At 71.9% G+C, this 19995-nt stretch carries 20 protein-coding genes; 13 read left to right on the top strand and 7 right to left on the bottom strand.

Going from position 1 to position 19995, the window contains the following annotated elements; translation table 11 throughout:
* Window positions 1–10 precede the first annotated feature (10 nt).
* Genes opgC through OSR43_RS09095 form a run of 5 tightly spaced genes read right to left on the bottom strand, consistent with a single transcriptional unit; the run spans window position 11 to window position 6521 of the window.
* Window positions 11–2605 (bottom strand): OpgC domain-containing protein, encoded by a 2595-nt coding sequence (opgC, locus tag OSR43_RS09075; RefSeq protein WP_302270995.1) that lies wholly within the window; start codon window positions 2603–2605, stop codon window positions 11–13.
* Window positions 2587–3045: an ATP-binding protein gene (locus OSR43_RS09080; protein WP_302270996.1), complete on the bottom strand. Its 459-nt coding sequence runs from the start codon at window positions 3043–3045 to the stop codon at window positions 2587–2589. Before OSR43_RS09080 ends, opgC begins: the two co-directional genes overlap by 19 nt.
* Complete coding sequence (locus tag OSR43_RS09085) at window positions 3038–3373, bottom strand: STAS domain-containing protein (protein WP_302270997.1); 336 nt, start codon at window positions 3371–3373, stop codon at window positions 3038–3040. The genes OSR43_RS09080 and OSR43_RS09085 overlap by 8 nt, the downstream gene beginning before the upstream one ends.
* Window positions 3370–5349 carry a glycosyltransferase gene (locus tag OSR43_RS09090; protein ID WP_302270998.1) on the bottom strand — a complete coding sequence of 660 codons (1980 nt, stop codon included), beginning with the start codon at window positions 5347–5349 and terminating at the stop codon, window positions 3370–3372. Before OSR43_RS09090 ends, OSR43_RS09085 begins: the two co-directional genes overlap by 4 nt.
* On the bottom strand, window positions 5346–6521 hold the full coding sequence (locus OSR43_RS09095; RefSeq protein WP_302270999.1) for a PP2C family protein-serine/threonine phosphatase: 1176 nt from the start codon (window positions 6519–6521) through the stop codon (window positions 5346–5348). Before OSR43_RS09095 ends, OSR43_RS09090 begins: the two co-directional genes overlap by 4 nt.
* A 151-nt stretch (window positions 6522–6672) precedes the next feature.
* Between OSR43_RS09095 and OSR43_RS09100 the strand changes: the two genes are divergently transcribed.
* Window positions 6673–7416 carry a response regulator transcription factor gene (locus tag OSR43_RS09100; RefSeq protein WP_302271000.1) on the top strand — a complete coding sequence of 248 codons (744 nt, stop codon included), beginning with the start codon at window positions 6673–6675 and terminating at the stop codon, window positions 7414–7416.
* Between the two features lie 21 nt (window positions 7417–7437).
* Here OSR43_RS09100 and OSR43_RS09105 read toward each other — a convergent pair whose 3' ends face one another.
* Together OSR43_RS09105 and OSR43_RS09110 are read right to left on the bottom strand one after the other, a co-directional pair.
* Entirely contained in the window at window positions 7438–8160 is a 723-nt protein-coding gene (locus tag OSR43_RS09105) for an ion channel (protein ID WP_302271002.1), read from the bottom strand.
* Window positions 8157–8729, bottom strand: a complete 573-nt coding sequence (locus tag OSR43_RS09110) for a DUF1707 domain-containing protein (RefSeq protein ID WP_302271003.1) — start codon at window positions 8727–8729, stop codon at window positions 8157–8159. Before OSR43_RS09110 ends, OSR43_RS09105 begins: the two co-directional genes overlap by 4 nt.
* Before the next feature lie 105 nt (window positions 8730–8834).
* Here OSR43_RS09110 and OSR43_RS09115 point away from each other — a divergent pair, with 105 nt between their 5' ends.
* The 12 genes from OSR43_RS09115 (at window position 8835) to OSR43_RS09170 (ending at window position 19995) form a co-directional block, all read left to right on the top strand.
* Window positions 8835–9608 carry an ABC transporter permease gene (locus tag OSR43_RS09115; RefSeq protein ID WP_302271004.1) on the top strand — a complete coding sequence of 258 codons (774 nt, stop codon included), beginning with the start codon at window positions 8835–8837 and terminating at the stop codon, window positions 9606–9608.
* Window position 9609: 1 nt separating this feature from the next.
* Window positions 9610–10449 carry an ABC transporter permease gene (locus OSR43_RS09120; protein WP_302271006.1) on the top strand — a complete coding sequence of 280 codons (840 nt, stop codon included), beginning with the start codon at window positions 9610–9612 and terminating at the stop codon, window positions 10447–10449.
* Between the two features lie 5 nt (window positions 10450–10454).
* The gene (locus tag OSR43_RS09125; RefSeq protein WP_302271008.1) at window positions 10455–11768 is read left to right on the top strand and encodes an MCE family protein; all 1314 of its coding nucleotides are present in this window, start codon (window positions 10455–10457) and stop codon (window positions 11766–11768) included.
* Window positions 11765–12829 carry an MCE family protein gene (locus OSR43_RS09130; protein ID WP_302271009.1) on the top strand — a complete coding sequence of 355 codons (1065 nt, stop codon included), beginning with the start codon at window positions 11765–11767 and terminating at the stop codon, window positions 12827–12829. Before OSR43_RS09125 ends, OSR43_RS09130 begins: the two co-directional genes overlap by 4 nt.
* Window positions 12829–13812, top strand: coding sequence for an MCE family protein (locus OSR43_RS09135; protein WP_302271011.1), 984 nt, complete (start codon window positions 12829–12831; stop codon window positions 13810–13812). The genes OSR43_RS09130 and OSR43_RS09135 overlap by 1 nt, the downstream gene beginning before the upstream one ends.
* A 2-nt stretch (window positions 13813–13814) precedes the next feature.
* Window positions 13815–14981, top strand: coding sequence for an MCE family protein (locus OSR43_RS09140; protein ID WP_302271013.1), 1167 nt, complete (start codon window positions 13815–13817; stop codon window positions 14979–14981).
* Window positions 14978–16177, top strand: coding sequence for an MCE family protein (locus tag OSR43_RS09145; RefSeq protein ID WP_302271015.1), 1200 nt, complete (start codon window positions 14978–14980; stop codon window positions 16175–16177). Before OSR43_RS09140 ends, OSR43_RS09145 begins: the two co-directional genes overlap by 4 nt.
* Window positions 16174–17406, top strand: a complete 1233-nt coding sequence (locus OSR43_RS09150; protein WP_302271016.1) for an MlaD family protein — start codon at window positions 16174–16176, stop codon at window positions 17404–17406. The genes OSR43_RS09145 and OSR43_RS09150 overlap by 4 nt, the downstream gene beginning before the upstream one ends.
* 47 nt (window positions 17407–17453) lie before the next feature.
* Complete coding sequence (locus OSR43_RS09155) at window positions 17454–17966, top strand: hypothetical protein (RefSeq protein WP_302271018.1); 513 nt, start codon at window positions 17454–17456, stop codon at window positions 17964–17966.
* The gene (locus OSR43_RS09160) at window positions 17963–18727 is read left to right on the top strand and encodes a hypothetical protein (protein ID WP_302271019.1); all 765 of its coding nucleotides are present in this window, start codon (window positions 17963–17965) and stop codon (window positions 18725–18727) included. Before OSR43_RS09155 ends, OSR43_RS09160 begins: the two co-directional genes overlap by 4 nt.
* Window positions 18728–18799: 72 nt before the next feature.
* Entirely contained in the window at window positions 18800–19804 is a 1005-nt protein-coding gene (locus OSR43_RS09165) for an NAD(P)/FAD-dependent oxidoreductase (protein ID WP_302271020.1), read from the top strand.
* A complete protein-coding gene (locus tag OSR43_RS09170) occupies window positions 19801–19995 on the top strand; it encodes a ferredoxin (RefSeq protein WP_166188077.1) in 195 nt (64 codons plus the stop codon). The genes OSR43_RS09165 and OSR43_RS09170 overlap by 4 nt, the downstream gene beginning before the upstream one ends.

Genomic DNA, 19995 nt, shown 5'->3' on the forward strand with positions numbered 1-19995 from the left:
CACCGGGCGGTCACCGGGGGATCACCGAGAACAGGAACTTCTTCTTGACCATCAGCCAGATCGCGAGCATGACGACGGTGTGCACGACCGTGCCCTGCCAGACGTTGCCGCGGTCCAGGCCGGGGATGTTCCCGACGGCGAGGGCGAAGAAGACGTGCACGATGAAGACGTAGAGGCTGGCGGCACCAAGCGGGATCCACAGCCAGCCGACGGCCTTGTCGATCGGCCTCCAGCAGGTCGTGAGCACCGCGTGCGCGACGACGATCATCAGCGCCAGGTCGAGCAGCCGGCCGGGCTGCAGGAAGATCCGGGTGTAGGCGTGGTCGTAGAGCCACCCGTAGGAGCCGTCGGGGAACGGCGTCGCGGGGAGGCCGAAGCGGTGCCCCGCCCACAGCCAGACCAGCGCGGCGGCGTACCCGACGACCAGCACGCCGCAGGCGACCTTGCCCGGGCGGGTGGTCAGCGCGCGGGTGACCTGGCGCCGGTAGTGACCGAGCACGAGGCCGTGGGTGAACGGCAGCTGCCAGGTCAGCAGCGGGAAGACGTCCTCGAACTGCGAGGGGAACCAGTGCGGCTCGGCGACCGCGCCGTACACGAACGCCGCCCAGGAGACGGCCAGCAGCACCCACCACAGGCCGCGCCGGACCAGCCACATCATCGCCGGCAGCAGCAGGCTCAGGACGACGAAGAGCCCCATGATGTTGAAGACCCACGGGCCCATCTGGAGCAGCAGCAGCTGCTTCACGGCGTACCACGGCGGCGGGTAGTCGAAGAGCCGCGCGGCGTTGGCGTAGAGGTCGTAGACCTGGCCCTGCACGGCCTCGCCGTCCTCGCCGGTGCCGCGGTCGGTGAACGTCGTGATGTCGGTGGCGTCCACGAACGGCACCAGGCCGACGAGGTAGACGATGAGCACGACGGCCAGCGCGACGAGGTACTGCTTCCGGGCGCGCTTGAGCATCGTGACCGCGGTGGCCCACTCGCCGAACCGGCGGACCGTCGGCGCGTAGATCATCCCCAGCACGATGCCGGAGAGCAGCACGAACATCTCCGCGCCGGTGATCGCGCCGATCGCGTTGAGGCTGACGTAGGAGTAGGGGCTCGCCACCTCGATGTGGGTGAAGACGACGGTCAGGATGATCCAGCCGCGGAACAGGTCCAGCCGCCGGTCGCGCGGGTCGTGCTCGTCGGGGTAGCGCCACGACGGCACGTAGCGGCCGACCAGCCCCGCGACCAGGAAGGCGATGGCGAGCAGCGCGGCGCAGAGGACGATCCAGCCCATCTCGGCGCCGACGTCGTCGGCGTCGACCTGGCGGCCCTGCGCGGTCGCGGCGTTGCCGGCGTCCTGGTCGAGCACGCGGGTGACCGGGCCCGTGTCGACGCCGGCGTCGTCCAGGTCGCGCCGGAGGGCGGCCGAGAGCCGGTCGGTCCGCGTCGCGCGCCAGTCGACGACGCGCTGGTCGACCTCCGCCTCGGGGCGGCGCTGCTCCAGCCAGGAGATGCCGGCGATCAGCGGGTGGTCCTCGACGGCGCCGAAGACCTGCCGCCACCACGCCTGCTTGATCTCCAGCTCGGGGTCGCCGTCGCCGTCGGGCTCCCACAGGGCCGCGGTCTCGACGAGGAACGGCTTGTCGTGGCGCTCGGCGAACCGGTCGTAGAACGGACGGCCGCCCGTGCCGGCGGCGTACCCGAAGCGCTCCTCGAGCCGCTCGGTGAAGGCGCCCGGTGCCGGTGCGACGTCGACCTCGAAGCCCTCGCTGGACTCCAGGTCGCCGGTCTCCCCGCCCTCGGCCGGGTCCAGGTCGTTGTCCACGCGGCCGCGGTCGACGCCGAAGTGGTAGAGCGTGAGCCCGACCCAGTCCACGGCGTCCGCGCCGGGCCAGTACGGCGCGTAGGGGTCGTCGCGGCCGTCGAGCTGCTGGTCGCCGTCGGTGTCGAGGGAGCGGACGTCGGCCACCCGGTCCGGGTCGACGTCGCCGTACGCCGCGCCGAAGGGGTAGCCCGCGCCGTAGACCGGCGACCACACCATCGCCGCGTGGTCGGTGGCGTCGTGGACGGCGTCCGCGACGGAGCGGAACGCGTCGACGTAGGCCTCCGGCTGCTGGCCCCACTGGTACCAGGTGCCGTTCATCTCCGGCGCGAACCGGACGAGGAAGAAGGTGTCGAGCTCGCGGTGCAGCGTCGCGAGCTCCTCGGCGAGGTCGGCGGCGTCCGCGTCGGTGAGGTCCCCGAGGGCCGGCAGCGGCTCGAGCGTCACCGCGGCGACGGCGCCCTGGGCGGCGGCCTGCTCGACGAACTGGCGCAGGAAGGTGCGGTCGTCCTCCGACAGCGGGTAGTTGACCCGCTGGGAGTACAGCGAGGGCGTCGTGCCGAGCCGGTCGGCGTAGTCGACGGCGAGGTCCTCGGTCCAGTCCAGGCCGGGGCCGAACCAGGGGCTGCCGACGCGCGGCTGCGGCACGGGGTCGGGGGAGGGGTCGCCGTCCGCGGCGGCGGCCACGGGGGCCGCGAGCACCGGTGCGAGGACCGTGAGGAGGAGCAGGAGGAGGTGGAGCAGCCTGGTCGGGGTGGCCGTGGGACGGCCGGCCGGGATCAGTCCTGCCGCAGGCACACCAGTCTCCACAGGTTGCGCCCGTCCTCTCGTCGGTACTCCAGCTCGTCGACGGTCGCCAGCGTCAGCGCCAGGCCCCGTCCGGACTCGGCGTCCTCGCCGGGCATGCTCACCCGGCTGAGGTCCAGCTCCGCGCGGATGCCGTCGTCGTGCAGCACGGCCACGAGCCGGTCGGCCTCGACGGCCAGGTCGAGGTCGACCCCGCGCGCCCCGTGCGCCCCGTCGGCCGGGTCCTCGCGGTCGTCGCCGTACGCGTGCTCCACGACGTTCGCCAGCACCTCGATCACGGCGAGCTCGAACCGCATCCGGTCCAGGTCGCCGACGAGCGGCGCCTCTGCCCACAGCAGCTCCAGCTCCTGGTGGGCGCGGTCGACGGTGTCCGGGACCGCGGGTGCCGTCAGGTGGCGGTGCGCGGTGCCGGGAGGACGGTCGTCAGTCATCGAACGCGGTCTCCACGTCGTCGCGGGGGCGCAGCACCTTGTCCATGTTGGTGAGCTGGAAGACGGTGAGCACCGTGGCCGTCGGGCGGGCGATCCGGAGGTCGCCGCCGGCCTGCCGCGCCGACTTCAGGCCCGCGATGATCGCGCCGAGGCCGGAGGAGTCCAGGAAGGTCGTCTCGGCCAGGTCGACCACGACCCGGGTGGACCCGGAGGAGACCAGCTCGGCGAGCAGCTCCTTGAGCTGCCGGGCGGACACCATGTTGAGCCGGCCCTTGGGCACGACCACGCCGATCCCGCCCTCACGGCGGTCGACCTCGATCTCGATCATGACGATGCTCCTCCTCGAGCGACTTCGGGGACGTCGGCCGCATCTCCGAACCCGCGGTAGCGGACGGCCTGGATGATCACGGAGAAGATGACCAGGTCGAAGACGACCCAGACGATGTTGAACACGGTGCCGAGCCAGGTCGCCTGGCCGACCGCGAGGCGCACGACGCCGATGACCGCACCGGCGGCGAGCAGCCCCATCGCCCACAGCTGCGGCTTGACCAGGTCCCAGCGCAGGCTCTCGTCCGCGCGCTTGGTCTTCGGGGTGACCGCGAAGTCGAGGCTGCGGCCGAGGAAGACGTTGCCGAAGGCGGACGTGAAGGACTTGATCCACACCGGGAACAGCGCGAGCGAGTACTGCTGGCCGCGCCAGGTCGGCCGGCCCGCCGCCACCACGAAGAAGAGCAGCTGGTTGACGACGAGGAACGGGACCAGGCGGATGAAGAACTCGGTGCTGATCGCCTGGACCGGCAGCACGCCGATGGTCAGGTAGACGACCGGCGCGGCGATGTAGACGATCGCGGCGAAGCCGGAGAGGTAGCTCCACATCGTCGCGAAGTACATGAGCCGCTGGGGCCACGACAGCCGCTTCTGGGTGAGCGGGTTCTCCCGGAAGAGCACCTGCACCGTGCCCTGCGCCCACCGCAGCCGCTGGGTCAGCATCGTCTGCAGGTCCTCGGGCGCGAGGCCGACCGCCAGCACCTCGTCGTGGTACGCCGTGCGCCAGCCCAGCCCGTGCAGCCGCATGCAGGTGGCCATGTCCTCGGTGACCGAGATGGTCGCCAGCGGCATGATCGGCTGGGCCTCGCCGCCGCGGTCGACGTCGACCGCGTCGACCAGCGCCTGGACGGTCTCGACCGCGCCGAGCGGCGACCAGTCCCGGTGCGCCATCTGGTCCAGCGCCTCGTCGCTGATGGTCGCGAGCGAGTCGCCGCCCTCGCTCCCGAGGACGCCGAGCTCGGCGACCACGGCGAGGTCGGCCTGGACGGCCTCGAGGTCCGCGCGCACCAGCTCGCGCCGGATGCCCGCGAGCCGCTGCTGGAAGCGGTAGGTGACGTCGAAGAGCGCCTCGCCCTCCGCGAGCTCCTTCCGGGCACGGCCGATGTCGACGAGGATCGCGTCGAGCGCGCTCGCCACCAGGGTCTCGTCGGGGGAGAGCTGCCTGCGGGCCTCGCGGACGACCTTCTTGGCGGTCCGCAGCGCCTTGTGCACGCCGACCTCGACCTCGGAGGCGTAGCGCGAGACGCCCAGCTGCATGAGCGCCTCGCGGCGGATGACGGCGTTGGACCCGCAGAAGAACGCGGCGTTCCATCCGTCCTTGCCCTGCTGGATCGGGCCGTAGAAGAGCGGCGCCTGGCTGCCCAGCGGGTCGCTCTCGGGGACGTTGACGAACCACTGGGGCGTCTGCACCAGCGCCATCTGCTCGTCGGTGAAGTAGCCCAGCGTGCGGTCGAGGATCTCGGGCTTCGGGATCTGGTCGGCGTCGAGGATGAGCAGGAACTCGCCCTCGGTCGCCAGCAGCGCGTTGTTGAGGTTGCCGGCCTTGGCGTGGCGGGGCATGCCGACCCAGTCCGCGGAGCGGGTGATGATCCCGATGCCCTCCGCCTCTGCGGCCGCGCGCATCTCGGGCCGGTTGCCGTCGTCGAGGATCCACGTCTGGTGGGGGTAGCGGATCGCCTTCGCGGCCCGCGCGGTGGTCATCACCAGCTCGATCGGCTCGTTGTACGTCGTGATGAACACGTCGACGGTCCGGCCGTCGGGGGCCTCGGGCGGGTCACCCCGCTCCTTGAGCCGCCACATGCCCAGGCCGAAGAGCAGCGAGTCGATGAGGCTGTAGGTCTCCGCGACCACCAGCGGCACCGCGATCCACCACGCCGGCCAGTTCACCGAGAACAGCCAGCGCCAGACGATGTAGTTGAGCCCCAGGATCGTCGTGAGCACGACGATCGTGCGGATCACCAGCAGGCGGCGCGTCATGCCGGCTCCCTGAACACCGCCACGACGGTGACGTCGTCGATCGCGGTGCGGTGGAGGGCCAGGCGGCGGATCGAGCGCAGCAGCGCGACACCGTCCGGCGCCGCGGACACGAGGTCCGCGACGGGCGGCACCCAGTCGACGGGGTCGTCGAGCAGGTCCAGCAGGCCGTCGCTGAAGAACACCAGCCGGTCGCCGGGCTGGAGCCGCTCGGTGTGCTCGGTCCAGTGGTCGTCGGCGAGCACGCCGAAGGGCCGGTCATCGCTGCCGAGTGCCACCGGCGTCCCGTCCGCGCGCACGAGGAGCGCGAGGCCGGCGCCGGCGTCGACGTACCGCAGGAAGCCGTCGTCGAGGTCCACCGCCGCCTCGAGGAGCGTCACGAACGTCTCGGAGCGCTCGAGGTCGGGGAGCAGGCTGCGCGCCACCTGGGTGGCGGTGATCCCGAGGTCGACGCCGGCGGTGACAGCGGCGTGGGTGCCCCGGATCGCGGCGCGCACGCCGGCCCCGACGAGCGCGGCCCCGGTGCCCTTGCCCATCACGTCGCCCAGGCCGAGGTGCAGGACCTCCTGGGCGACGCCGTAGTCGTAGAAGTCGCCGCCGACCGCGAGCGCGGGGACGCACAGCCCGTCGACGGTCCAGCCCTCCACGCGGATCGGCCGGGAGGGGAGCAGGGAGGCCTGGACGCGCCCGGCCTGGGTCATCTCGGTGGACGCGACCAGCTCGAGCTCGGCCCAGGCGGCGAGGTCCTCGAAGGTCGTCTGCTCGTCGGCGTCGAAGGTGCGGGCCTCGGTGTCGTAGACGCAGAACGTGCCGATGACGTTCCCGGTGTGGTCGCGCAGCGGGTGCCCGGCGTAGAACCGGATGCCGCCGTCGACCACGACGGGCAGGTGGCGGAAGCGCTCGTCGGCGCGCGCGTCGGGGACCACGAGGGTGTCGCCGTCGCTGTGCGTCCGGTCGCAGAAGGTCTGGTCGCGCGGCAGCTCGGTGAGCTCGATGCCGGCCACGCTCGGGAACCAGGCCCGGTCTCCGTCGATGACGGTCACCGTCGAGATCGGCACGCCGAGCGCGGTCCGCGCCAGGCGCGTGATCCGGTCGAGGCGGTCGTGGGAGCCGGTCTCGTCGAGGGCCAGGCTCTCGACGGCACGCTGACGCCGCTCCTCCGTGGAGGTCCCCATGTTGTGCTTCGCCCTTCGTGCTCGTCGGACAAGGCCCCCCAGCGTCCTGTGGCGACGCCCGTACCCCGGGCGGGCCGCCGCGCAAACCCTAAGGCCTGTCCGGGCCACCCGAGGGCCATGGCCGCCGGACCGGGAAGGCTAGGGTCGCGGTGTGGAACGCAGTCATCGGGGTCAGCGGGCCGTGGTCGTGGACGACGACGAGGACATCCGGCTGCTCGTGCAGCACGTCCTCGAGCAGATCGGGCTGGAGGTGGTCACCGCCGCGACCGGCGAGGAGGGCATCGAGGCGGTCCGCCGCACCGACCCCGACCTGGTCACGCTCGACCTGTCGCTGCCCGACGTGGACGGGGTCGAGGTCTGCCGCAGGTTGCGCGAGTTCAGCAACGCCTACGTCGTGATGGTGACCGGCCGGGTGGAGGAGTCCGACCGCCTCGTCGGCCTCGAGGTCGGCGCCGACGACTACCTCTCCAAGCCGTTCTCGCCGCGCGAGCTGCACGCCCGCGCGGCCGCTCTGCTCCGCCGGCCGCGCGCGCCGATGTCGGGCGCGGAGGCGCCCGCCGCCGCGCCGGTCGAGGCCGCCGCCCCGCCCGTCGACGCCGGTGGCGGGCTGGTGCTCGTGCCGGTCGACCACGTCGCGCTCCTCGACGGCCTGCCGCTCCCGCTGACGCCCGCCGAGGTGTCCCTCCTGACCGCCTTCGCCGCCCACCCGGGACGCACCTGGGAGCGCGGCGACCTGGTGCGCGAGGTGTGGGAGGGGGAGTTCATCGAGTCCGACTTCCTGGTGGACGTCCACGTCGCCTCGCTGCGCCGCAAGCTGCGCAAGGCGGGCGGTTCGGACCACGAGTGGATCCGCACCGTGGGCGGCGTCGGCTACACCTTCCAGACGCCCGCCTGACGTCGGCCCGCGGCCTCCGGCTCAGTCCTCGTCTGCGGCCGCGGCGTCGCCGGACCGGATGCCCGCGGTCGCCTGGCGGGTGACGATGAGCCCGACGAGGCGGGCGACGACCAGCGCGACGTAGAGCACGCCCGCGACCATCTCGACCATGACCAGCGACCGCGCGTGCGGCTCGACGGGGACCACGTCGGACAGCCCGACGCTGGTGAGGACCGAGAACGACAGGTAGAGCAGCTCGAACCAGCTGCGCGTGTCGGCGGAGTCGGTCCCGATGAACGCCCCGTCGAAGATCACCTGCACCGCGGCGTAGAGGTAGGCGAAGCCCCAGGCGACGACGGTGAACGCCGCGCCGGTGGCGTACAGCTCGTCGGTCGTGACCCGGTCGTCGTGGAAGAGGTAGCGGATCAGCGCGTAGGAGACGTAGAAGTAGAAGGGCGCGTGCAGCAGGGCCGAGGTCAGCACGATCCAGTCGGTGTCGGGGGAGAACGCCTCGAGGATGGTGAACACCATCGCCGGGATCCCCAGGAACGCCGCCGACCAGCTGAGCGCCGGGGTGCGCCGCACCGCCCAGACCGCGATCGTCACGACCGCGATCTGCACGATGCCGATGACGGCGCGGCCGACCGTGGACCCCTGCAGGAACGGGTAGGCCAGCACCGCGAGGAGCTGGACCCCGAGCAGCACGGCGGAGGGGTGCCGCCCCAGCACGCCGTGCACGCGCTGCTGGTCGGCCGACCGGGTCACCGGCGCCGTCCCCGGTTGCGCAGCGCCTTGGCCTGCCGGCGCTCGAGGCGCTGGACCTCCTCGCGGACCAGCTCCTCGCGGGCGACCAGGGTCCGGACCAGGTGGAAGCCGGTCGCGGTCATCACGATCAGCGGCCAGGGGAAGTACGGCTCGAAGCCGCCGTCCCCGAAGCAGGTCGCCAGCCAGACCGCCCAGGTGATCAGGGTCGGGCCGATGAAGGCCAGGATCGCCGAGCGGCGGTCGGACTCCCACTCGCGCACGGCCAGCCGGCGCAGCTCGTCGGGCCCGGCGGTGACCAGCGCGCCGTGGCGGTCGGCCGGGGCCGGCGTGGTCGGCACCAGGTCCTCGAGCAGGGGCCGCAGCTCGCCGAAGGTGCGGGCGGCCGGGAGCCGGGACGCCCGCTCGTCGTGCTCCTCGCGGGTCAGCCGCCCGTCGGCGTACGCGTCGCCGAGCACGCGGAAGACCACCTCGCGGTCCGCGTCGCCGGCGCGGAGGCCGCTGTTGGCCTTCGCCCGGGGGTCGTGGGTGAACGCCGCCCAGGTCGAGGCGGGGTCGGGCGGGGTCGTCACGTCAGCATCCTAGGCGCGACGCGCCCGGCCCGTGGACGTCCATTGTGGCAAACGAGAACACGTTCTACTGTGTGGGCGCCGTCACTGATCTGGGGAGGTGGGGGGATGGCGTTCTCTGCTGTGTCCGTCATCCGGGGACCCGGTGAGCTGACCGCGATGGTCGTCGACGTCACCAAGCGGGTCTTCACCACACCGTTCCAGCTGCGCGAGTTCATCGAGCAGGCGTGGTTCATCACCAGCGTCACGCTGATGCCGACCATCCTGGTCTCCGTGCCGTTCGGCGCGGTCATCTCGCTGCAGGTGGGCAACCTGACCGGCCAGCTCGGCGCGCAGTCCTTCGCCGGCGCCTCCGCCGTCCTCGCGGTCGTCCGTGAGGCCGCGCCGATCGCCGCGGCGCTGATCATCGCCGGCGCCGCCGGCTCGGCGATCTGCTCGGACATGGGCGCCCGCAAGATCCGCGAGGAGATCGACGCGATGGAGGTGCTGGGCGTCGACCCCCTCGCCCGGCTCGTGGTGCCCCGCGTGATGGCCACCGTGTTCGTCGCGCTGATGATCAACGGGCTGGTGATCTCCGCCGGCATCGGCGGCGGCTACTTCTTCACCGTCATCATCCAGGACGGCTCCGCCGGAGCGTTCCTCTCCTCCTTCACCGCGCTGGCGAGCCTGCCCGACCTCTACATCTCGATGGTCAAGGCAGCGATCTTCGGCTACCTCGCCGCGATCGTCGGCGCCTACAAGGGACTGAACGCCGGTGGCGGCCCCAGCGGCGTCGGCCGCGCCGTCAACGAGTCGGTGATCGTCGCCTTCATGCTGCTGTTCTTCCTCAACGCCATCATCACGGCGATCTACTTCCAGGTCGTCCCGCAGCAGGGGCTCTGAGGTGGCCGCGATCACCGAGGTCGGGGCGACCCTGCTCAAGGAGCGCCGCGCGCGCCTGGAGGAGTACGGCGACCAGCTGCTGTTCTACGTCAAGGCGCTCGCCTGGACGCCACGCGCGATCCGCCGCTACCCGCGCGAGATCGCCAACACCCTGGCCGAGGTCTCCTTCGGCGTCGGTGGCCTCTCGGTCATCGCCGGCACCGTGGGCGTCATCGCGTTCCTGGCGTTCTTCGCCGGCACCGAGGTCGGCATCCAGGGCTACGCCTCGCTGAGCCAGCTGGGCGTCGCGAAGTTCACCGCCTTCATCTCGGCCTACTTCAACACCCGCGAGGTCGCCCCGCTGATCTCGGCGATCGCGCTCGCCGCGACGGTGGGCTGCGGCTACACCGCACGGCTGGGCGCGATGCGGATCAGCGAGGAGATCGACGCCCTCGAGGTGATGGGGATCCCGTCGCTGCCGTTCCTGGTCACCACCCGGATGATCGCGGCGTTCATCGCCGTCATCCCGCTCTACGTGGTGGCGCTGAGCGCGTCGTACCTCTCGCCGCGGCTGATCACCACGATGATCTACGGACAGTCGGCCGGCACCTACGACCACTACTTCCTGCAGTTTCTGCCGCCGATCGACATGCTCTGGTCCTTCTTCAAGCTGATCTTCCTGGCGGTCGCGATCATCCTGATCCACTGCTACTACGGCTACACCGCCTCCGGCGGCCCGGCCGGGGTCGGCATGGCGGTCGGCAAGGCGATCCGCACCAGCATCGTGACGACCGTCGTCGCCGACTTCTTCCTCAGCTTCGCGATCTGGGGATCGACCACGACCGTGCGGATCACGGGGTAGCGCGCGTGCTCGTCAACGTCCACCACGACAGCCCGGGGGAGCACCGACGGCTCCTGGTCGCCGGCGTCGTCTTCCTCACCGTCATCGCGCTGCTGCTGTGGCTCTCCATCGCGATCTACGACAAGCGGTTCGAGCGCTCGACGCGGATGACGCTCGAGGCGGACCGCGCCGGCCTGCAGCTCGCCGTCAACGGTGACGTGCGCTACCACGGCGTGCTGGTCGGCCGGATCGACTCGATCGGCCAGGACGGCGAGCAGGCGGTCATCGAGCTCGCGCTGCAGCCCGAGGCGGCGACGGACATCCCGCGCAACGTGCGCGCCGAGATCCTGCCGACCACGCTGTTCGGGCAGAAGTTCGTCTCGCTCATCGAGCCCGAGGACCCCGACGCCGAGGCGGTCCGCGACGGCGACGTCCTGCCCGCCGACCGGGTCGAGACCAACGTCGAGCTCAGCCGGGTCCTCGCGAACCTCTTCCCGCTGCTCCGCTCGGTCAAGCCGGCCGAGCTCAACAACACGCTCTACGCCCTGGCCTCGGCCCTCTCGGGACGCGGCGAGGACGTCGGCGCCCTGCTGGAGCGGCTCGACGGCTACACCGGCCGGCTGGCGGACCGCCTGCCGGACCTCCAGCGCGACCTCGAGCTGGTCGCCGACGTCTCCGAGACCTACGAGCGCGCGACCCCCGACGTGCTGCGGCTGCTGCGCAACGCCACGGTCTCGGCGCGCACCCTGGTCGACCAGGAGGCCCAGCTGTCCTCCTTCATCGGCGACGTCACCGGGATGGCCGAGACGACCACCCGGGTGCTCGCCGAGAACGAGGACGGGATCATCCGCCTCGGTGAGCTCTCCCGCCCGCTGCTGCGGTTGCTCGACACCTACGCCCCGCAGTACCCCTGCCTGCTCCGGGGCCTGGACCGGTACACCGGCAAGCTGGCCGAGATCTTCAAGAACGACCGCGTCAACCAGGTCCTCGAGCTCGGCTCGGTGCAGAAGCCGGCGTACGACGTCGACGACCGGCCGGAGTACGCCGAGGTCGGCCACGGGCCGTGGTGCGCCGGGCTGCCGAACCCGCCCGGCCCGGTCAGCACCCCGCTGGCCGACGGCAGCGACCAGGACGAGATCGTCGGCTCCACGCTGCCCTTCCGGACCGTCGACCCCGCGTCGTACCGCAACCCGACCAAGGGGTACGCCGGCACGGTCCCCGAGCAGCGGCTGGTCAACGTCCTGCTCGCCTCCGAGGCGGGGCTGTCCTACCGCGACCTCGGCTCGCTCTCCGCGCTGCTCTACGGCCCCCAGCTGCGCGGGACGGTGGTCGGGCGATGAGCGCGCGGAACACCACGACGATCGCCGCTGCCCTGAAACTGGGCGTCTTCACCGTCGTCTCCATCCTGGTGACCGGCCTCCTGGCGGTGATCATGGGCAACATCGGCTTCGGCGACAAGCGCACCGTGCGGGCCGAGTTCACCAGCGCGAGCATGCTGCAGGAGGGCGACGACGTCCGGATCGCCGGCATCCCCGTCGGCGAGGTCAAGTCCATCGAGCTGCACGAGCGCACCCGGGCGATGGTGACCTTCGACGTCGCCGCAGACGTGCCGCTCACGACCAAAAGCCGCGCCGAGATCCGCTACCTCAACGTCGTCGGCGACCGGTACCTGGCCCTCGAGGAGGGGCCCGACGGTGGCGAGCGGCTCAGCGACGACGCGACGATGCCGGTCACCCGGACCGCGCCGGCGCTGGACCTGACCGCCCTCTACAACGGCTTCCAGCCGCTGTTCTCCGCGCTGGACGCGACGTCGGTCAACGAGCTGTCCCAGAACATCATCGAGGTGCTGCAGGGGGAGTCCGGCACCGTCCAGGGCCTCCTCGCGCGGACCGCCTCCCTCAGCAACACCCTCGCCGACCGGGACGAGCTGATCGGGGAGGTCATCACCAACCTCGACCGGCTGCTCGGCACGGTCGACCGGCGCCGGACCCAGCTCTCCGAGCTCGTCGTCGGCCTCAAGGACTGGATGGGCAACCTCGCCGAGGACCGCCGGGTGATCGGCGACTCGGTGACGAACCTGGCCGACCTCACCGACACCGTCGCCGACCTGCTCACCCGCGCGCGGCCGCTGCTCGCCGAGGACGTCCGCGGGCTGCGGACCCTGATGAGGACGCTGTCGAAGAAGGAGAACCTGGAGATCCTCAGCGGGCTGCTCGAGCGCCTCCCGGAGGCGATGACCGACCAGACCCGGATCGGCACCTACGGGTCCTGGTACAACTACTACCTCTGCGACTTCGAGGGCAGCATCACGCTGCCGAAGATCCTCGGCATCGACCTCGGCTGGCTCGAGGACGCGCTCAACGACCTCTCCTTCCACAGCACCGCCCCGAGGTGCCAGTAGTGGGCGCCCGGGGTCGGAGCGACGCCCAGGTCCTGCGCTTCGGCGTGGTGGCCCTGGTGGTCCTGCTCGTGGTGATGGCCGCGGCGTTCAACCTGCAGAAGTTCCCCGGCTTCCGGGGCACGGGCTACCACGCCGAGCTCAGCGACGCGAGCGGCCTGCGACCCGGCCACATGGTCCAGGTCGCCGGCAAGCGGGTCGGCCGCGTCAACGGCATGACGGTCGAGGGCGGCGTGGTGGTCGTGGACTTCGAGCTCGACGCCGGCACCGAGCTCGGCCCGGACAGCCGGGCGTCGGTCGAGGTGCTGAACCTGCTGGGGGAGAAGTACCTCGAGATCGAGCCGGACGAGAAGGGCGAACTGGAGGAGGGCGGCACGATCCCGGTCGCCAACACCCGCTCGGCGTACGACATCGTCAACGTGCTCGGCGACCTGACCACGACCACGGAGTCCATCGACGACCAGCAGCTGAGCAAGGCCTTCGACGTCATCTCCGAGACCCTCGACGGTGCCGCTCCGGAGGTCCAGGAGAGCTTCACCGGTCTCTCCCGGCTCTCGCGGACCATCGCCACCCGCGACGAGGACCTGGCCGGGCTGCTGGACCGCGCGGAGTCGGTCACCGGCCTCCTCGCCGACCGCCGCGGCGACCTGCTGGAGCTGATGGGCAGCAGCAGCCAGGTCTTCGACGAGCTGGACCGTCGCGAGGTGGCCATCCACCGCCTGCTGGTCAACTCCCGCGCGCTGGCGGTCCAGCTCGAGGGGCTCGCGGAGGACAACGAGGACGACATCGGACCGGCGCTCGCCGACCTGCGCACCGTGACCCGGATGCTGCAGGACCGGCGCGAGGACCTGCGCAAGACCGCGGCCGCGGTCGGGCCCTACGCCGACATCCTCGGCCACATCGTCGGCACCGGGCCCTGGTTCGACGCCTACCTGGTCAACCTGCTCGGCCTCGCCGGCGAGTTCGTCCCCGGACAGAGGAACTGACCGTGCCGAAGCTCTCCTCCCGTCTCGCCGCGGCCGTCGTGGCGCTCGCGCTGGTGCTCGCGGCCGTGCTCGTCCTCGTCGACGGCGGCAGCGGGGAGAAGAAGGTGACGGCCCACTTCTCCCGCGCGGTCAGCATCTTCGTCGGCACCGAGGTCCGGATCCTCGGCGTGCCCGTCGGCGAGGTGACCGCCGTCGTGCCGCAGGGCGAGTCGGTGCGCGTCGACATGGTGTACGACGACTCCTACGACGTGCCGGCCGACGCGCGCGCCGTGATCGTGACGCCGACGCTGGTCGCCGACCGCTTCATCCAGCTCAGCCCCGTGCACACCGAGGGGCCGGTGATGGCCGACGGCGCGGACATCCCGCTCGCGGAGACCGCCTCGCCGGTCGAGCTGGACCGGATCTACGAGAGCCTCTCGACCCTCGCCAACGCCCTCGGGCCCAACGGCGCCAACCGCAACGGGTCGCTCGACACGCTGCTCGCCTCCGGTGCCGACGCGCTCGACGGGCAGGGCCGCACGGCCAACCAGCTGATCCGCGACCTCTCGGCGGCGGCCACGACGTTCGGCGACAACAGCGGGGACCTCTTCGGCACCGTGCGGCAGCTCGACGCCTTCACCCAGACCCTGGCGCGCAACGACGGGCTGGTCGACGAGTTCATGAGCGACCTGGCCCGCGCCACCGACCAGCTCTCCGGCGAGCGGCAGGAGCTGGGCCAGGCCCTGGCGGCGCTCGCCGGCGCGGTGGGCACGGTCAAGGCGTTCGTCCGCGACAACCGCGAGGCGCTGGTCGGCGAGGTCGAGGACCTCACCGACGTGCTCGACGTGCTCGTCTCGGAGAAGGACTCCCTGGCCCAGGCGATCGAGAAGGGGCCGCTCGGGGCCGGCAACCTCGCGCTCGGGTTCGACACCAAGACCGGCTCACAGAACGCCCGGATCCAGGTCGGGCCGAACGTCGAGGACCTCGACGGCTTCCTGTGCGCCGTCGTCACGAACGCCGGCGTCCCCGCCGCCGGGACGGTCTGCAAGCTGCTGAAGTCCCTGCTCGAGCCGCTCGGGCTCGCGCTGCCGACCGGCCCCGCCCGCGGCCAGGCACCTGACACCCGGGTCCCCGGTGAGGCCGTCCCCGCCACGGACCTGCGCCAGCTGCTCGGAGGTGGCCCCCGATGACGTGGACCCGCAAGGGCCTGACCGGCCTCGTCTCCCTCGCCGTGGCGGTGCCGCTGCTGGGCGCCTGCGACTTCGACGGCGCCTACGACCTCCCGCTGCCGGGCAGCCCGGTCAGCGGGGAGGAGACCTACACCGTGACCGCGGAGTTCGACGACGTGCTCAACGTCGTGCCCCGCTCGCCGGTGATGGTCAGCGACGTCGTGGTCGGCGAGGTCGACGAGGTCGAGCGCGACGGCTGGAACGCCGTCGTACGGCTCAAGATCCGCAGCGACATCGAGCTGCCCGACAACGCCGTGGCCGAGATCCGCCAGACCAGCCTGCTGGGGGAGAAGTACGTCGACCTCGGCGACCCGCCCGGGCGGGCGCGGGGCCGGCTCGAGGACGGCGACCGCCTCGACCTGTCCGACACCGGCCGCAACCCGGAGGTCGAGGAGGTCCTCGCCGCCCTGTCGTTCCTGCTCAGCGGGGGAGGCGTGGGCCAGATCAAGCAGATCAGCGACGAGGTCAACGACATGCTCTCGGGCCGCACCGACGACGTGCGGTCGCTCTTCGGGCAGCTCGAGGAGCTCGTCGGCGGCCTCGACGACCAGAAGGACGACATCGTCTCGGCGATGGAGTCGCTCAACCGGCTCGCGAGCACCCTGAACAAGGAGTCCCGCACGATCACCGACGCGATCGAGGCGACCGGGCCGGCGCTCGACGTCCTCAACGAGCAGCACGACCAGCTCGTCGCGATGCTGGCTCAGCTCGACCGGCTCGGCGAGGTCGGTACCCGCGTCATCAACGGGACCAAGGAGGACCTCCTCGCCGACCTCGACCACCTGCGCCCGATCCTGCGCAAGCTCAACGAGACCGGGGAGTCGCTGCCCCGGGGCCTCTCGCTGCTGATCAGCTTCCCGTTCCCCGAGCAGGCCAGTGAGATCGTCAAGGGCGACTACGCCAACGCGAAGTTCGCCCTCGACGTCTCCCTCGAGGGGCTCACCCAGCTGATCGAGCAGCCCGGCGGCGGCGGTGGTGGCGGCGGCACGATCCCGCTGCCCGACATCCCCGGGCTCCCCGACCTCCCCGACATCCCGCTGCCCGACATCCCCGGCCTGCCGACGCTCCCGGGACTCGGGCGCGCCGGCACCGCGGGCTACACCCAGGACGCCGAGGTCGGCACCGGTGGCGGCCTCCTCGCTGGAGGCATGGGATGACCCGCGGCGTGAAGGTCCGCCTGGCGCTGTTCGTGGCGCTCGCGGCCGTCGGCATCGTGTACGTGACCGGCACCTACCTCGGCCTGGTCGACCGCCTGCTCGGCCGCGGGCTCACGATCTCCGCGACGCTGCCGGACTCCGGCGGCCTCTTCGAGGGCAGCGAGGTGACCTACCGCGGCGTCAAGGTCGGCAAGGTCAGCGACATGGAGGTCACCCGCACCGGGCTCGAGGTCGAGCTCGCGCTCGAGGACGGCACGAAGATCCCGGGCGACGCGCGGGTGGAGGTCCACAACCTCTCGGCGGTGGGCGAGCAGTACCTCGACATCGTCCCCGAGGACGGCCGGGGCCCGTACGCCGAGGACGGCGACGTCCTCGCCGGCGACGCCGACAGCCTCCCCGTCGGCGAGGACGAGCTGCTCGTCGACCTCGACCAGCTCGTGTCCTCCGTGGACCAGGGCAACCTGGCGACCGTCGTCGATGAGCTCGGCCTGACCTTCGCCGACACCTCCGGGCCGCTGGAGCGGATGGTGGAGAGCGGCTCGCGCTTCGTCGAGGCCGCGCTCGACAACGAGGAGTCGACGTTCCGGCTCCTCGACAACGGCAGCACGGTGCTGAGGACCCAGCAGCGGCACCGCGGCGACATCCGCACCTTCGCCCGTTCGCTGGCCGACCTGACCCAGGAGCTCCGCGGCCGGGACCCCGAGCTGCGCACCGTCCTCGAGGGCGGCGCGAGCGCCGTGCGAGAGGTGGACAGGCTGATGGCCGGCCTCGAGCCGACCATGCCGGTCTTCATCGGCAACCTGGTGACGCTCAACCAGGTCGTGACCACCCGGCTCCCGGCCCTCGAGCAGCTGCTCGTGACGTTCCCGAAGATCGTGGCCAACGGCTTCACCGGCACCCCCGGCGACGGGTACGGCCACATCAACCTGCAGCTGGCGCAGAACCCCGGTCCGTGCCGCGAGGGGTTCGTGCCCAGCGACCAGTGGCGGCCGTCCTCGGACCTGACCGACACACCGATCTTCCCCGCGACGTGCCGCTCCGGCGCGCCGTTCAACCAGCGGGGACCCAAGTACGCGCCGCGCTTCGGCGGCAGCACCAACCGGGCGGCGCCGGGCGCCGCCCTCACCGACGAGCCGGCCGTGACGGTCGGCAGCCAGGGCGGGCTGAGGGACGTGTTCGGCGAGGACTCGTGGCGCTGGATGCTCATCGGCCCGCAGGAGGGGATGTGAGTCGACTGCGACCGAAGGTCCGACCGTCATGGGGACTGCTGACCGCCGTGCTCGCCGTGCTGGCGCTGGGGATCGCGGCCGCCATCGCGATCACCGCGCTCCGCTCCGACGAGGGCCGGGCGGCCCTCGACCGGGCGGTGCCGGGCGGCAGCGGAGGCAGCAGCGCCGACCAGGAGCTGACCGAGACCCACCGGGAGGTCTCCGAGGCGGCGCGCGAGCTGACGCTGGCCTTCCTGGAGGTGGACTACCGCGACATGGAGCCGCTGACCGAGGAGGTGCTGGCGCACGCCACGGGGGAGTTCGAGGAGCAGTACTCCGCCAACGTCGAGCAGCTCGTCGAGGCGGCGAAGCGCAACAAGTCCGTCAGCACCGGGAAGGTCGTCGCGCTCGGCGTCGGCGACCTCGACGCCGACTCCGCGCTCGTGTACGTCGCCGCCGACAGCGAGGTCGAGAACGTCACCACCGAGGGCAGCAAGCAGCCGCGCTACTACCGGCTGCAGCTCGACATGGTCCGCGAGGACGGCGAGTGGCTCGCCTCCTCCGTGCAGTTCGTGGGATGAGGAGGGACGTGGACGTGTCGACCACCGACGAGAAGACCTGTCCGTTCTGCGCGGAGACCATCAAGGCCGCCGCCATCCGCTGCCGCTACTGCGGCTCCGACCTCGAGCCGGCCGCTGCACCTGCCGCCGCGCCGGTCCCGGACCGGGTGCCGGGCCCGGACCCGGCGCCGGACCCGGTGCCGGACCCGGTGCCGGACCCGGTGCCGGACCCGGTGCTGGACCCGGTGCCGGCCGACCGCGCGCCCCGTCGCTGGCCGGCGCTCGTCCTGGCGGTCGTGGTGGCGGTCCTGGCCGTCGTCGGCGTCCGGATGCTGGTGGTCGACGTCGACGAGGCCGGCGTGCCGGACGGCACCACGCCACTGGCCGAGGGCGTGGTCTTCGAGTCCGAGGGCGCCAAGTCCGCCGGCCTGAGCGCGGCCAGCGAGGCGGCCGAGAAGGTGCTGTCGTACTCCGCGAAGACGCTCGACGAAGACATGGAGGCCGCGCTGCCCCTGCTCGCGCCGCGGATGCGCACGGAGTACGCCGAGACGCTCGAGGCGATCCGGGAGGACACCGAGCGCAACCAGGCGGTCGTCGAGGCCAGCGTCGTCGCCGCCTCGGCGATCTCGGTGAGCGAGCACCACGTGAAGGCGCTGCTGTTCGTGAACCAGTCGACGACCGGCAAGGAGTCCGAGCAGCCGCGGGCGGACCTCAACCGGGTGGTGGTGACCCTCCATCGCGGTGAGGGGGACTGGGTCGTGACGGATCTCGACGCGCTCTGATAGAACTGTCCCGACCGGACTGGAACACGTTCTAGTGCCACCACCCCGGGCGTGAGGAGCAGGTACGCCGCCGTGACCGCCACCCAGGCCCCGACCGCGCCCCGCCGCGTCGAGACCGACGTGCTCGTCGTGGGCGCCGGCCCGACCGGCCTCTTCGCGACGTACTACGCCGGCTTCCGTGGGCACCGCGTCGCCGTCGTCGACTCCCTGCCCGAGCTCGGCGGCCAGGTCACCGCGATGTACCCCGAGAAGCAGATCCTCGACGTCGCCGGGTTCCCCTCGGTCAAGGGCCGGGACCTGGTCGCGGGCCTCGTCGAGCAGGCCGCGACCGCCGACCCGACGTACCTGCTGGACCGCACCGCCACGACGCTCGAGCACGGCACGGACGGTGTGGTGGTCACGCTCGACGACGGCACCGAGGTCGCCGCCGGGGCGGTGCTGGTCACCGCCGGCATCGGCAAGTTCAGCCCGCGCCCCCTGCCGGCCGGCGAGGGGTGGCTCGGCCGCGGCCTGGAGTTCTTCGTGCCGAGCTTCGCGCCGTACGCCGGCAAGGACGTGGTCGTCGTCGGCGGTGGCGACAGCGCCTTCGACTGGGCGCTCCACCTCGAGCCGATCGCCCGGTCGGTCCGGCTGGTGCACCGCCGTGACGCGTTCCGCGCCCACGAGCGGACCGTCCAGCAGGTGCGCGACTCCTCGGTCGAGATCGTGACCCGCGCCGAGGTGACCGCGCTGCGCGGCGAGGAGGTCCTCGAGTCCGTCGAGCTCCTCGTCGACGGCGAGACCGCGACGTACCCCGCCCAGGCGGTGGTCGCCGCGCTCGGGTTCCTCGCCGACCTCGGGCCGCTCCAGGACTGGGGCATCGAGGTGCGCAAGCGGCACGTCGTGGTCGACTCCGCGATGCGGACCAGCCTGCCCCGCGTCTTCGCCGCGGGCGACATCACCGAGTACCCCGGCAAGGTCCGGCTGATCGCCGTCGGCTTCGGCGAGGCGGCGACCGCCGTCAACAACGCGACCGTGGCGATCGACCCGACCGCCCACGTCTTCCCCGGCCACTCCAGTGAAGGGAGCCAGTCATGAGCAGGATCAAGGTCGACTTCGACCTCTGCGAGTCCAACGCGCTGTGCGAGGCGATGGCGCCGGAGGTCTTCGAGCTCGACGACGACGACTACCTGCAGGTGAAGGCCGAGGAAACCACGCCCGAGAACGAGGGCGACGTCAAGCGAGCCGTCGCGGCCTGCCCGCGCGCGGCCATCTCCCTGGAGGACTGA

Source organism: Nocardioides sp. Arc9.136 (assembly GCF_030506255.1).
Lineage (GTDB): Bacteria > Actinomycetota > Actinomycetes > Propionibacteriales > Nocardioidaceae > Nocardioides.

Coding starts and splice junctions, on each gene's coding strand:
- OSR43_RS09080 (WP_302270996.1), bottom strand. CDS start 3,045: ATGACTGACGACCGTCCTCCCGGCACCGCGCACCGCCACCTGACGGCA.
- OSR43_RS09085 (WP_302270997.1), bottom strand. CDS start 3,373: ATGATCGAGATCGAGGTCGACCGCCGTGAGGGCGGGATCGGCGTGGTC.
- OSR43_RS09090 (WP_302270998.1), bottom strand. CDS start 5,349: ATGACGCGCCGCCTGCTGGTGATCCGCACGATCGTCGTGCTCACGACG.
- OSR43_RS09095 (WP_302270999.1), bottom strand. CDS start 6,521: ATGGGGACCTCCACGGAGGAGCGGCGTCAGCGTGCCGTCGAGAGCCTG.
- OSR43_RS09115 (WP_302271004.1), top strand. CDS start 8,835: ATGGCGTTCTCTGCTGTGTCCGTCATCCGGGGACCCGGTGAGCTGACC.
- OSR43_RS09130 (WP_302271009.1), top strand. CDS start 11,765: ATGAGCGCGCGGAACACCACGACGATCGCCGCTGCCCTGAAACTGGGC.
- OSR43_RS09145 (WP_302271015.1), top strand. CDS start 14,978: ATGACGTGGACCCGCAAGGGCCTGACCGGCCTCGTCTCCCTCGCCGTG.
- OSR43_RS09150 (WP_302271016.1), top strand. CDS start 16,174: ATGACCCGCGGCGTGAAGGTCCGCCTGGCGCTGTTCGTGGCGCTCGCG.
- OSR43_RS09160 (WP_302271019.1), top strand. CDS start 17,963: ATGAGGAGGGACGTGGACGTGTCGACCACCGACGAGAAGACCTGTCCG.
- OSR43_RS09170 (WP_166188077.1), top strand. CDS start 19,801: ATGAGCAGGATCAAGGTCGACTTCGACCTCTGCGAGTCCAACGCGCTG.